The sequence below is a fragment of the Corallococcus sp. CA053C genome (genome assembly GCF_003611675.1).
In the GTDB taxonomy this organism is placed as follows: domain Bacteria; phylum Myxococcota; class Myxococcia; order Myxococcales; family Myxococcaceae; genus Corallococcus.
Window position 1 is genome coordinate 63,772 of record NZ_RAWA01000001.1, and the last position, 12,685, is coordinate 76,456.

A 12,685-nucleotide genomic window follows, 5' to 3' on the forward strand; every position below is an offset into this window, starting at 1 on the left:
GAGGGACGGGGTGCGGGAAGAGGACGGATGACCGCGCATCATGCGTCAGCCCCTAGAGAACGCGCGAGCCCTCGTCGGCCCACGTGCGCCTACGGCAGGCAGTACGAGGTGGGGTACTCGCACTTGTACGGGGTCTGCCAATACCAGACCCCGTAGATGCAGATCTGCTGCTGGAACTTCGTGGCCGTCTGCGTGCAGCAGCCGTTGCGCACGTACTGCGTTGAATAGTTCGTACAGGCGGAGGCGGTCACGGTGCCGGGCTCGGTCTCGACCGGGACGAGCTCATCCATGTTCACGGTCGAGGGGTCCACCAGGCCCGTCGCCCCCTCGTGCGAGATGGCGCTGTCGGGAGAGGGCTCCGGCTCGGAGCCGGTGCCGCAGCCAGCAATCCCGAACACGGCACACGCGAGAGCGACGACGGCGAAAGAATGAGAGGTCTTCATGGCAGGGCTCCTGGGTTGGAGGATGAACCACCGGGGAAGACTAGGATAGCACGCTTTCATACCTAAACACGAATCCAGGATGCCTGTGATTGGACCTGTGCGCCCCAGGTGGGACCTATGGCGCCGGGGGGCCCCAGAAGAGCCCGGTCCCCTCCTGGGTGGCGCTCCACAGCTCGTCCGACGTCAGCCCTTCGAGCGTCGTGAAGCCCTGGGTGCCGAAGAGGAAGTCGCGCCACTCCTCTCCGTCGAAGCGGACGAGATCGTCCGTGTCCAGGCGCGCGATGACGACGCCCTGCCCGAAGGCCACCACGTCGAGGATGTCGGGCGAGACGCCACCGTCCACGAAGATGGGGTACGGCGGCTTCCTCGTCCAGGTGCCCGCCGTGCGCTCCAGGAACAGCCCCTCGTCTCCGGCCGCATAGGCCAGACCCGGCGCCACGACGTGCACGGTGTGCAGGGCCGCCTGTCGCGGGTACGGCGGCGGCAGTGTCTCCCCGAGCCACGGGCCTCCGTCCGCGTTGACGTGGTACGCGACGGGCACCCCGCCCGCGGAGCCCACCGTGATGAGCGTTCGCGGATCCAGGCCGTGGACGGAGCGGAGGTCCGCGTCCACGTGCTCCACCCGCACGGGCTCCGCCGGGTAGTCCCAGCGGAGGATGTCCCCGGCCTCGCTCACCGCGTAGAGCGTCGTGCCGCCGTCCGTCTCGAAGCCCACCAGGTCCTGGATGGCCGCCCCGCCCCCGTCGAAGGACGTCTGCGCGCAGGGCTCCCCGGCGGCCAGCGTCCGCGTGGCGAGCTGCCCCTCCCAGGAGCCCATGAACACCCGCCCGTCGCTCGGCCGCGCCCACGCGGTGGACCACGCCCCGTGGCAGTCGGTGAACGACGCGAAGTTGAAGCCGCCGTCGGTCTCCCGGACGACGTGGGCGAGCACGTCGTGGGTGTCGCTCACGAGCCAGGCCTGGTTCCGCGCATGGGGCGCCACGTCGCGGAAGCTCGCGCCGGGGATGGATCCGGCCGTCCTCCAGATGACGCCGTCACAGACAGGCGCCGGGTCCTCCCGGCCGTCGCAGTTGTTGTCCAGGAAGTCGCAGCGCTCCTCCATGCCCGGAGAGATGGAGACGGAGCGGTCATCACAGTCCGTGCCCCGGGTGGCCGTGCTCACGTAGCCATCACCGTCATCATCCTGTGCGCGCAATGCCAGCTCGACCGTGGCGGTCCCCTCCTCGGGCACCTGCGTCTGCGCCGACGCGGTGGCCACCTCCTGGCCCGCGCACGAGCGCTCGCGTGCGGAGACCGTCACCTTCACGGTGTCACTCCACCCGGCCCGGCGAATGAATCCCACCTCCGCCGTCCCCGGTCCTCCGGGCACGGGCGGATCCACCGGCAGCTCGAAGGTCCTGGAGCCGTCCTCCGCGTCCACCGCTCGCAGCGTGACGCAGCCCGGACGGAAGCCGTCGTAGGTCAGCCTCACCTGGACCTGGCAGGGGTGGCTTGCGTCGCACCCGCTGGGGCGCTCCTCCTCCAGCTCCTCGATGTCCGGCACCGTGCAGGTGATGCAGAGCAGCCCGAGTCCCACGGCCACGGCGCGCTTCATGGAGACACCTCCGTCCGCGGCGAGGGCGGGTTGTCCGTGAGCAACCAGGTGACGGCGGCTCCGGCGGCGGCGGTGACGGCCGCGCCCAGCAGCACGTTGGCCGCGAGCGCCTGACCCCGCGCGCTGTCCAGGTGCTCGGTCCGGTCGCTGTAGAAGGCATCATCGCGCGCGGCGTTCACGTTGCTCCGCGACTGGAGGCCGAAGATGCCGCCAACGCCACCGAGCACCACGCCCCCTCCCAGCAAGGCCAGCGGAAGCACGGGCAGGGAGCGCTCGGGGCGCACCTCCGCCTGCGCCGCGGACGGAACGAAGGCGGGCGGCGGAGGCGGTTCGGGCGGCGCGTCCGTCATCGCACGCGGTGCGTCCGGAGGCGGTCGGGGATTGCGTGCCAGGTCACGCTGCACGGACCGGCGCACCTCCTCGAAGTCGCGTGACACCTTGGGTGACACCTTCACCGGAAGGCTCGCGTCGGGCAGCAACGACAGCCCTTCCTTGAAGGCGGCCAGGGCCTCCTGACGGCGCCCCAGGTCCGCGAGCACGAGTCCCCGGTAGGTGGCCACCCGGCCCCGCTCCCTGTCGTCGCGCGCCACGGCCCTGGCCGCGTCGAGCTGTTCGAGGGCGCGCTCGTAGTCGAGCTCTTCGTAGGCGTGGGATGCGGCGGACATCCGGGCCTGGAAGTCCGGGCCCGCGGAGGCCGCCGGCTGGCCCCAGGCGGGCGACACCAGCATCAGCGCGAAGCCGAGCACGATTCGCAGGTCCATGGGCGCGCAAGATACCACCCGGCTCCCGCCCTGGATCGCATCGCAGTGCTGTTTTGACACCACAGTGCAGTTGTCATTGGCACTGTAATGACTCCCGCTAGAGTGTCAGGCCCATGAGAGTCCCGCTCGAGCTCCGCCGCGCCTACAAGCTGCTCAACCATGGCCCCACCACGCTCGTCACGAGCGCCGCGAAGGGTCGCACCAATGTCATGGCGGCGGCCTGGACCATGCCCATCGACTTCGACCCGCCCAAGGTCTCCGTCGTCATCGCCGAAGGCACCTTCACCCGCGAGCTGGTGGACGCCTCGGGCGAGTTCACCCTCTGCGTCCCCGCGCGCGCGCAGCTGGACCTCGTGTACGCCGCGGGCACGGACTCCGGACGCGACGAGGACAAGTGGGCTGCGTTGGGGCTGAAGGCGGCTCCCGCCTCCCGCGTGAAGGCGCCGCTCGTGGAGGGCTGCGTGGGGTGGCTGGAGTGCCGCGTGCTGCCCGAGCCGGACGTCCAGCGCAAGTACGACCTGTTCATCGCCGAGGTCGTCGCCGCCTGGGTGGAGGACTCGGTGTGGAAGGACGGTGGATGGGACTTCAGCGCAGGAGACGACTCCCGCCCCATCCACCACCTGGCGGGCGGCGTGTTCTTCGCCACGGGTGAGCGGTTGCAGGCACGCAAACCCTAGCGGCGAAGCCGTCAGAAGCGCACGGCGAGCAGGGGAATGGAGGGGCGGGGCTGCCACCGCCGGGTGCGCAGGCCGTCGCGACGGGCCTGGAGGTCACGCAGCTCCTCCTCCACCAGGGTGCGCTCCTGGATGAGCGCGTCGCGCCGGTCCTTCCGGGCCTGGGCCGCCCGCGAGCCCCCGCTGAAGCCGCCGATGATGAGCCCCACGCCCGCCGCGCCGGGCAACGCGAAGACCAGCCCCAGGGCCATGAGCGCGTCCCCGGTGCTTCCCGCCGTGTCCAGTCCCGCGGCGAAGACGGGGATGCCGATGAGCAGCAGCGGCGCGAGGATGAAGCCGATGATGGTCATGGCCTTGTAGCCACCGGGGCGGCCCAGGCGGCTGGAGCGGATCTGCCCATCGAGCAGGCTCAACTGCTGCGACAGCTCCGCGATGCGTCCGTCCAGGCCCTCGTCCGTGCCTGGCTGCTGCGTGTCCTGGTCCGGAAACGGCGCCGAGGGAAGGAGCTCCGGCTCCGACCCCGTGGGCGCCTGCGCCACGAGCAGCCGCGCGGACAACGTGCGCCCCTGGAACGACGGCGCGGGCGACACCAGGGACAGGGAGGAAGAGGTGGGGAGCGAGGCCAGCAGGACGGCGGCGACCAGGGACAGCATGGCAGGCGATCCTTTCGCGAGCGCGACGGAAGGACGAACCTACCATCGCGTTCCCCGGGAATGATTCATCGGGCGCACGGTTCCGCCCTGCTCGCCCTCCGTCTCCGAGGGAGCCTTGGATTGAAGCCCGATTCCGCCACATGGTAGGACGCAGGTGGCCGCTCTCCTCGACGGAACACCATGGAATCCCCCGGAGCTGGACGGCCTCGTCGGCGAATCAAGCGGATCATCGCGGGCGCGCTGCTCGTGCTCGTCACGACCGTCGTGCTGCTGCTGGTCGCCGGGGTGGCCGTGCTGCACCACCTCGACCAGCCCTGGCTGAAGCAGCGCATCGTCTCCTGGGTGGAAGCGGAGCGTGGCGTGCGGCTGGACTACCAGGCCGCCCGCGTCTCGGTGCTCTCCGGGTTGCACCTGGAAGCGCTGGTGGTGCGGACCCCGGCGCCATTCGAGGGTGCCGCGCCCGAGCTGCTGCGCGTCGGGACGCTGGAGGTGCACTGGTCGCTTGGTGCCCTGCTGAGCCGGACACCCCGCGTGGAGCGGGTGGTGGCGCGGGATGTGGTGTTCACCCAGGTGGCCGGCGATGCGGGCCCCACGTCCCTCGACGCCTTGACGGGGCCGGAAGCCCCCGAGCCGATGCCCCTCGAAGCCCCTGTCGGAGCCTCCCGGCAGGCCGCAGCCTTCCTCGCCTCCGCCCCGCCGTTCGGGAGGATTGAGCTGTCGGGCGTGTCGTTGGGCTACGTCCGCGTCCGGAACGGAGCCGTGGTCGATCGCTGGTCCCTGCGCGGGCTCGCGGCCGTGGTGGAAGCGAAACGGCTCGACGGTGCCTGGAAGCTCTTCGCGGAATTGGGTCAGCCCGGAAGGCCCCTGCCGCTCGTGCTGAACCGTGAAGGGCCCGCCACGCCCCCGGCCCAGGCCGAGCTGGAACTGGCCCTCTCGGCGGAGGTGGGTGCCTCCGCCGCACACGCACAGGTGGACCTCGACGTCGCACGGCAGTCCTTCGCTCCGGGGTTCACGGTCCGCACGCTGCTGCACGGCGCGGTGTCGGCGAAGTTCGACGGCGAGAAGCAGCACATCACCGTCGACCTGGACCGCACCCGACTGACCGACAGCGCCGAGGTGCAGGTACAGCTGCTGCTCCCGGATGCGGAGGAGCTCCCGCCCGTCCTGATCCGGGCCCTGGCGGACGTGGATCTCGGCCGGGGGTTGCAAGCGATTCCCGCGGACCTGCGCCCCATCTCCCTCGAACGCGGCAAGGCGCACCTGGAGGCCCGCGACGTCACGCTCAGCGCCATGCCCCAACTGGGGGCGCAGGGCAGGCTCGGGCTGGAGGTGGAGGTCGCGGCGCTCCAGCGCCTCCAGGACACGCTCCGGCTGTCACTCGGCGGAGGACGCATCACCCTGACGGCGACACCGGATCCGCGGCAGGGGCTCACCGCACAGCTTGCATTCGCGCTCCAGGGGCTCGACGTCCGGGGGCCCACCGCGCTCCGCATCCCCAAGGCCTCCGGAGAGCTGAAGGGTCAGCAGTTGCGGCCCGACCTCGCATCGCCCCTCCAGGTCGCGGGCGACGTGTCCCTGACGGGAACGATGGAGGCATTGGACATCCGAACCTCCGGGCTCCAGGTGATGGCGGAGCGTCTGGGATTGCAGCTCCAGGCTCCGCTCGCGGGCAAGCCTCCCTTCACGCTGAAGGCAGACATTCCCGTGGGGATGCTCCAGGTCGTCACCGCGGACGGACGTGAGCTGCTCAAGGGCCCGGTGACCGTGAAGCTCCACGCGTCGGAGGCGTTCCCCCACTGGGAGGAGCCCCGGCTCAGCCGCGCCCGCGCCCGGCTGGACCTCGACGTCGGCACGCTGCACGCGTCGCTGGATGCCACCAAGGGGACCGACGACGTCGCCTACTCGCTCGACATGCAGACCCCGGACCTCGTCGCCGCCCGGCCCTTCATCCCGGACGCCGTCGCCGCGCATGTTCCCTGGAAGGGATTGGGTGTGGCCCTGGCGTCCAAGGGCAGGCTGACGGCGCTCTTCTCCGCGTCACCCCGGCTGGAGCACCGGACGGAGCTGCGCTTGCAGCGGCCGGGCTGGGACGACGTGACGGCGCGCGACGCCACCCTCGTGCTGAGCTCCCACGGCGATGCGTGGCGGCACCAGGGGGAGCTGGACCTCCAGCTCGAAGGGCTGCGCATTGGCGACAGCGACGCGGGCCCGCAGCATCAGCGCCTCACGCTGGACGTGGATCGCCGCAAGCCGTCGCTTCGACTGGGACTCACCAGCCAGGCAGGACTGAAGTTCGACGTCGACGCCGCGCTGGCCTTCGACCGCAAGGCCCGGGCACTTCGCGTGGATGTGAAGGGCGACCTTCCCCCCCTGGGTCCCCTCGCGCCCCTCCTGACCCGGGCCCGGGTGCCCAGAGAGCTGGAGCCCTCGAAGCTGGCACTCAACGGTGAGATCCACGGCACGCTGTTCGGCGTGCTCACGGGCATCGCCGCGGACGGGACCCCGCTCCTCACGCCGGATCCGCTGCGCACCGCCGCCTTCGACGGAACCGCGGTGGTGAACGCGCGCGGGCTCCGCTGGCGACAGGATGCGTGGTCCATGAACTTCCCCGAAGCGCAATGGAAGGCCGAGTCCCACGTCGACGGGCCCCGGCGCCGCGTCCACAGTCACCTGACGGCGGAGAAGCTCTCCGTCGGCCTGCCCGACCGGCGGCTGTCCTTCACCGGCGTGTCGAGCGACACCACCCTCCGCTTCACCGACAAGCTGGAAGCGGCGGAGGTGGAAGGCAGACATGAGATCAAGGTCCGCACCCTCGAACAGAATCCGGCACTGCCCTACCCCGCCCAGGACCTGGAGGCGTCCTTCACCGTCCGCCACCAACCCCAGGGCGTCGTCCACGTCCCCGACCTGAAGCTGATCAACCCGGCGACCGGCACCGAGCTGAAGGTGCAGGGGCGGCTCGACCTCAGCGACGGCCGGCGCCGGCTGGCCTTCCGCGGAGGACTGGAGCAGGACCTGTCCCGGCTCGCGCAACCCGGCCGCATCGAGAGCAGCGGAAAGGTCTCCGTGGACTTCCAGGTGGCTTCGCCCGACCTCGTGATCTTCCGGACCCTCTCCCACCTGGTCTTCCAGGACGTGAACCTGCGGCTGCCCGAATCCGGCGTGGCGATTGAGACGCTCGATGGCGACGTGCCGCTGGCGGAGAACGTGGAGTTCTCCGAGGGCCAGATGCAGCTCCTGAGCGACATCGACGTCAACCCCTACTCAATGCTTCGCTTCGCCGACCAGCATCCCCTGTACTCGAGCAGCAGCTTCGTTTCGGTGGGCCGCATCACCACGCCGCGCTTCACCATCGCGCCCCTCGCCGGCAACCTGTCCATCACCCAGAACGTGGTGTCCATGAGCCAGTTGGAGATGGGCGTCCGGGGCGGGCGCATCACCGGACAGTGCCTGCTGGAGTGGAAGGGCAAGCACTCCACGCTGGAGGCCCACGTGCGGGCGACGGGCGTGAAGTCGTCCCGGGGCGAGCCCTTCGACGGCAATGCCGCCGTGGTCATCTCCGCCAGGGATCGCAGCGTCAACGGCCGCGCGGAGATTTTGCGCATCGGCAACCGCCACCTGCTCGACCTGCTGGACCTGGAGGATCCACGCCACGTGGATCCCGCCACCAACCGCGTCCGCTACGCGTTGGGACTGGGCTACCCGGAGCACGTGCGGGTGAGCTTCAATCACGGCTTCGGCAGCCTGCGCATCACCCTGGGCGGCCTGGCCCAACTGGTCAGCATCGATGAGATCCGGGGCATCCCCCTGGGCCCCCTCGTCGACCGGATGCTCCTCTCCCTGTCTCCTCCCGAGGCCCTGCCATGAAACACCGTGGGTTGCTGCTCCTCGCCACCCTCGCCGCTCCCGGCTGCCTCCGCGCCCCGGAGATCGTCATGGTCGACCGGGCGACGGCGCTCGAAGAGCAGGCGTCGGGTTCGTTCAAGGACGTGGAGCAGCGGCTGGCCCGCGCGGGCATGAGCCCGACGCCGGTGCCGCTCACGCCCAACCAACTGGAGGAGCTGGGCATCCAGCCCACGCCGCTCGTCGAGAACATCGGCAAGACACCAGCGGACCGCGTCGACGACCTGTTGCGGCGCCACTGCGTGGGCGAAGGCAAGGACGGACTGCTGGTGGTCACCCGGCGCCAGTGTCAGGCCGGGCGCATGTCCTCCGACGACGTCGCGCTGGTGGAGCGGGTGAACCGGAGCCGGATGCAGCTGTGGCAGTGGATGCGGACGGTCCGCCCGGGCGTGTCCGAAGCGGCGCTGCGTCAGGGCTGGCAGCAGGCGCACGCGGAAGGGGTGGTCTGCGGCGGCTGGGTCGAAGCGGGTGACGGCACCTGGGGAGAGAAGAAGTGCTGACCTCCGGTGGCCGGTGGTGCGTGGCCCTGGCCGTGCTCATCGCGGGCGCAGCCGCGGCCCAGGACGACGAGAGCGGCGCGGGCCTGCGCACGCTCTCGCGGCTCACCGTGGGCGTGGGGGACCAGTTCCTGGGGCAGTTGGGGCCGGATGGAAACACGCTGCTCTTCGTGTCCAACCGCGACATCGCGACGGAGATCTACGTCCAGGACCTGGAGCAGGGCCGCGAGCGCCGCCTCTTCGACGAAGGCGCGGACGTGACGTGGCCGCGCATCAGCCCGGATGGCAGACACCTGCTCTACATCTCGTTCCGCGACCAGGCCAGCGGCCAGCTCTGCGTGAGGGACCTGCCGGATGCCGAGGAGCGCCGCTGCCTGGATGAAGAGACGAGCGCGCTGCAGGCGGAGTGGATCGACGCGTCGCACATCGCGCTGGTGAGCCGCGCGACCATCCAGGGAGACCTGCGCCTGTCGCGCGTCACCCTGGAGCGCGAGTGGACCGTGAGCCCGCTGCTCGAGCGCAACCTGACCAGCCCCACCATTTCTCCCGATGGGCGCTGGCTGGTGTACGTCCCCATCGAGCGCTCCGTGCGGCAGGTGGGCTCGGGCTTCGCCGCGCGCGCCGCATCCCACCTGGAGGCCGTGCGGCTGGACCGTCCCGGCGCGGCCCCCATCCCGCTGGCACTCGACCTCCCGGGGCAGACCGGGCAGCCGGTGTTCGCACGCGATGGACAGTCGCTGTACGTGGTGCAGTTCTTCACCGACTCCAACGCGGACGGGGTGATTGACGCCAGTGACAGCGGGTTGCTGTTCCGGGTGCCCTTCCCTTCCGAGCGCGAGGATGCGCCCGAACGGGCCGCCGCCTCCAGTCCGGATCAGCTCACCGGCGAGGGCTGGAGCTGCCAGTACCCGTCACCGGCGGCCGCGGCCCTCGTCGCGACCTGTTCGCGCGACCATTCGCTGGATGTGTATCAACTGCCCTTGGACGGCCTGGTCCCCAGCGAGTGGGACGTGCCCCGCATCAAGGAAGAGCTGGGGATGGTGGGCAAGCGCGCGGATCAGCTCCTGCTCTACCGTCAGCGCCTGCTGCGCGAAGCACGGCCCAAGCCCCGCCGACTGCTGATGATGCGCCTGAGCCAGCTGCACCTGGCGTTCGAGGACTTCGACGCGGCGGACTTCTACGCCCGCCACATGACCTCCGTGGAGGACCCCGCCACCCGGGGCCTGTCGGAGCCGCTGCGGATCCTCATCGACCACCGGCGGGCCATGAAGGAGCGCGACCGCGGGCGCATGGTGGACGAGCTGAGCGAAGCCGAACGGCAACGCATGGCCGCGTTGGACCCCGAGCACGCGCCCAGCCCGCCCTCCGCCGTCTTCCAGCACGTGGTGCGCAGTGAGCTGGCGCAGGCCGCGGGCGACTTCACCCGGGCACGCCAGGAATTGGAGGCGGCGCAGGTGACGGACACCACGCCGCGCGCGGTGCTGGAGGCGTGGTTCGACCGGGCAGACACGTTGTACCGCGCGCTCGACGACCGGGAGGCCCTGCTGGAGGCCGGCCACCGGCTGTCCACGAACAAGGTCTTCCATGACGATGATCAGCTCGACTTTGCCCGCGCCGCCGTCCGCGCGCTGTACCGGGGACGCCCCTACGCTGAGGCGGATGCCGCGATGGCCCGGGCGCTGGAAGCGGCGCCCGCCGGCTCCGCCTATGCGTTCGCCCTGGAGCTGGGCCGGCACGTCAATGCGTTGCATGAAGAGCGCCCGCCCCGCCCCGTCCGGGATGCGCTGATTGCGTTCTACCATCAGCAGAAGGACCCGCTCCGCCGGCGCGCGCTGGTGCAGGACGCCGTCGAGCGCGCGGTGGGCCTCGGGGCGGACGGGGTGCTGGAGGCCCTGGCGACGGCCTACGTCGAGGACGCCCCTGCCGGCACCGAGGAGGGCCGCCGGGCCGAGCGGCTGTTCCGCCGCGCGATGCTGGGCCGCGCCTACCGCCGGCTGGGACGGCAGCGTGAGGACGAGGCCCGCGCCGACTTCGACCTGGTGACGCGGCGGACGGGCTCGATGGAGAGCGCCGTCGAATCCATGAGCCTGCGCCTGCGGGCCGGCGTCAGCCCGGAGGTGGTGGAGCAGGAGGTCACCACCACCGCCGCGAAGCTGCGCGTGCCGCTCGCGCACTTCGTGAAGGCGTATCTCCTGGCGCGCCAGCTGCCCGGGCTGGAGGGCAGCGCCCATGCGCAGACGGTGGCGGCGGCCGTGAAGGAGCTGCGCGCGGCCTGGCCGGAGCTCAAGAACCAGCGCGCGGCGCGGGCCCTGTATGGCGCCATCCAGCACGAGGACTTCCTGCGCGGACACGACCCCGCCGCCGCCGAGCGCGCCAACCGGCACTACCTGGTCGCGCTGGACCTGGTGCGCAACAACATTCGCTACAAGGCGATGATCCTCGGCGCGTTGGGGCTGTTGCACACGCAGGTGGGCAACTTCCACATCGCCCTGGGCTACCTCGATCAGCGCGACGCGTATCCCTACGTGGACAACGAGTCGGGGGTGGCGGTGGCGCTGGCCCGCGCCCGGGCGCTCCTGCACGTCGGCCGCGAGGCGGAGTCCGCGAAGGCGGCGGATCAGGCCTTGGCCCTGGTGGAGGCCTCGCCGAAGCTGGCCCCGTTCGCCACCCTGACCCTGGATCGCGCGGCGCTCTACAACCTCGCGGCGGGCCGGTTCGAACGGGCGTTGGAGCTCTACGCCCGCGAGCTGCCTGCCGTGGAGGCCGGTCCCCGTGACGCGGAAGGACTGCGCAACCGGCTGGTGGTGCGCCTGTCCCGCGGCGCCGCCGCGTTGGGCGCGGGGCAGCCCCAGCGGACGTTGGAGGACCTGGCTCAGGTGGAGCGAGACCTGGCGCTCCCCGCCGTGCAGGCCACGCTGACCCAGGCGCGGGCTACACCCCGACAGGTGCAGCGCGCCTACCGCATCATCGCCGCGGGCCTGCGCGCCAACGCGGAGACCCGGCTTGTGCACCTGGACGCCGCGGCCCGCGCGCTCGAACAGCGGCGCGCGCTGTTCCTGGAGCAGTTCGAGGAGACGGACCGCGACGAGGACGTCCGCGCGGTGACGCTCGCGGAGCTGCGGTTGGCCGAGAACGCCGTGGACCGTCAGGACCCGGCGCGGGCGGCCCGCTGGCTGGGCACGGCGCTGGAGCATGCCGACGCGCTGAGGGAGCGCACCCACGCGCCGGTCGACTCCAACCAGTTGGATGTCCTCTGGTTCGCGGCGCAATTGCACGCGGAGGGGAACACGCGGCTGCCGTTCGACGTGCCCCAGCGCATGGGCCAGGCGCGGCGCACGCTCATCGAGCAACGCGACCCCGTCTGGCGCGCGTATCGGGCGTGGTTCGACATCTACCTGGCGCTCGGAGCCACGGAGGGTCCCGCCGTCACGGCTGACAAGAACCCGGGGCAGGCGCCCGCGACGCGATAGGCGTTGTCACGGGGAATGCGTCTACGTCTTTGATGGGAAGGGTTTCAGTGCGTCCACCGCATCAGGGCGCACGGCACAGCCGGTCCACCCGGGTCAGCATGGTCGGCATGCGCGAGGAACCGTGCATCCGCCGGACCTGCTGCGCGGCGCTCGCGGTCTCCATCCCGATGGCGGTGATGAGCAGGGGCTTCAGGCTGTGGCCGCGCACGATGGGCTGGGCCGACCCGGTGGTGACATAGGGCGTCTTGGCCACGCCGACGATGGGCACCGTGCGGCAGAGGGCCTCGTACAGGTGGGCGCCCAGGCCCGGCTTGTCCTCCCCGAGCCACACGTAGCCGTCCACGATGATGGCCTTCAGCGGCTCCTGCACCCCGGCGAGCACGCGCAACAGGTGTGGCAGCTCGCGGCGGTAGAACTGGCCGGGCTCGTAGGGGGCCGCGATGGGGCCCCGGTCCACCAGGTGCCCGGCCTCCGTGGCGTCGGGCCAGTCACGAAAGAGGACGCACCCGGCCACGGTGACGTCAGGCCGGTAGTCCACATCCACGCAGGCGAGCATCCGGTCCTCCTCGGGGCAGTGCCCAGGGTAGGCGATGCGCGACGGCCCCGCGAGGCCGTCCGTCAACCCCAAGGTGGGCACCCGCGCCGGAGCAGGCAGACCGGCCGCCCGGCCCGAGTGCCCGCCTCCCCCTC

Annotated in this window: 9 protein-coding genes; 4 read left to right on the forward strand and 5 right to left on the reverse strand. The window is 71.2% G+C overall.

Annotated features, from left to right (window positions below; translation table 11 throughout):
- Nucleotides 1–89 precede the first annotated feature (89 nt).
- From D7V97_RS00260 to D7V97_RS00270, 3 genes are all read right to left on the reverse strand, one after another.
- On the reverse strand, nucleotides 90–443 hold the full coding sequence (locus D7V97_RS00260; protein ID WP_120608542.1) for a hypothetical protein: 354 nt from the start codon (nucleotides 441–443) through the stop codon (nucleotides 90–92).
- Between the two features lie 115 nt (nucleotides 444–558).
- Nucleotides 559–2,037, reverse strand: coding sequence for a putative metal-binding motif-containing protein (locus D7V97_RS00265; protein WP_120608543.1), 1,479 nt, complete (start codon nucleotides 2,035–2,037; stop codon nucleotides 559–561).
- On the reverse strand, nucleotides 2,034–2,798 hold the full coding sequence (locus D7V97_RS00270; protein ID WP_120608544.1) for a tetratricopeptide repeat protein: 765 nt from the start codon (nucleotides 2,796–2,798) through the stop codon (nucleotides 2,034–2,036). Before D7V97_RS00270 ends, D7V97_RS00265 begins: the two co-directional genes overlap by 4 nt.
- A gap of 113 nt (nucleotides 2,799–2,911) precedes the next feature.
- On the opposite strand from D7V97_RS00270, the gene D7V97_RS00275 reads away from it, so the two are divergent.
- Complete coding sequence (locus D7V97_RS00275) at nucleotides 2,912–3,475, forward strand: flavin reductase family protein (protein ID WP_120608545.1); 564 nt, start codon at nucleotides 2,912–2,914, stop codon at nucleotides 3,473–3,475.
- Between the two features lie 11 nt (nucleotides 3,476–3,486).
- Here the strand turns inward: D7V97_RS00275 and D7V97_RS00280 are convergent, their stop codons facing one another.
- Complete coding sequence (locus D7V97_RS00280; RefSeq protein WP_120608546.1) at nucleotides 3,487–4,125, reverse strand: hypothetical protein; 639 nt, start codon at nucleotides 4,123–4,125, stop codon at nucleotides 3,487–3,489.
- Nucleotides 4,126–4,305: 180 nt separating this feature from the next.
- Between D7V97_RS00280 and D7V97_RS00285 the strand changes: the two genes are divergently transcribed.
- Genes D7V97_RS00285 through D7V97_RS00295 form a run of 3 tightly spaced genes read left to right on the forward strand, consistent with a single transcriptional unit; the run spans nucleotide 4,306 to nucleotide 11,995 of the window.
- On the forward strand, nucleotides 4,306–7,992 hold the full coding sequence (locus tag D7V97_RS00285) for a hypothetical protein (RefSeq protein WP_120608547.1): 3,687 nt from the start codon (nucleotides 4,306–4,308) through the stop codon (nucleotides 7,990–7,992).
- Entirely contained in the window at nucleotides 7,989–8,528 is a 540-nt protein-coding gene (locus tag D7V97_RS00290; protein WP_120608548.1) for a DUF1318 domain-containing protein, read from the forward strand. The genes D7V97_RS00285 and D7V97_RS00290 overlap by 4 nt, the downstream gene beginning before the upstream one ends.
- On the forward strand, nucleotides 8,522–11,995 hold the full coding sequence (locus tag D7V97_RS00295) for a PD40 domain-containing protein (protein WP_120608549.1): 3,474 nt from the start codon (nucleotides 8,522–8,524) through the stop codon (nucleotides 11,993–11,995). The genes D7V97_RS00290 and D7V97_RS00295 overlap by 7 nt, the downstream gene beginning before the upstream one ends.
- A gap of 61 nt (nucleotides 11,996–12,056) precedes the next feature.
- Here D7V97_RS00295 and D7V97_RS00300 read toward each other — a convergent pair whose 3' ends face one another.
- Complete coding sequence (locus D7V97_RS00300) at nucleotides 12,057–12,623, reverse strand: endonuclease V (RefSeq protein ID WP_233582419.1); 567 nt, start codon at nucleotides 12,621–12,623, stop codon at nucleotides 12,057–12,059.
- Nucleotides 12,624–12,685: the final 62 nt, after the last annotated feature.

Coding starts and splice junctions, on each gene's coding strand:
- D7V97_RS00275 (WP_120608545.1), top strand. CDS start 2,912: ATGAGAGTCCCGCTCGAGCTCCGCCGCGCCTACAAGCTGCTCAACCAT.
- D7V97_RS00290 (WP_120608548.1), top strand. CDS start 7,989: ATGAAACACCGTGGGTTGCTGCTCCTCGCCACCCTCGCCGCTCCCGGC.
- D7V97_RS00280 (WP_120608546.1), bottom strand. CDS start 4,125: ATGCTGTCCCTGGTCGCCGCCGTCCTGCTGGCCTCGCTCCCCACCTCT.
- D7V97_RS00285 (WP_120608547.1), top strand. CDS start 4,306: ATGGAATCCCCCGGAGCTGGACGGCCTCGTCGGCGAATCAAGCGGATC.
- D7V97_RS00260 (WP_120608542.1), bottom strand. CDS start 443: ATGAAGACCTCTCATTCTTTCGCCGTCGTCGCTCTCGCGTGTGCCGTG.
- D7V97_RS00270 (WP_120608544.1), bottom strand. CDS start 2,798: ATGGACCTGCGAATCGTGCTCGGCTTCGCGCTGATGCTGGTGTCGCCC.
- D7V97_RS00265 (WP_120608543.1), bottom strand. CDS start 2,037: ATGAAGCGCGCCGTGGCCGTGGGACTCGGGCTGCTCTGCATCACCTGC.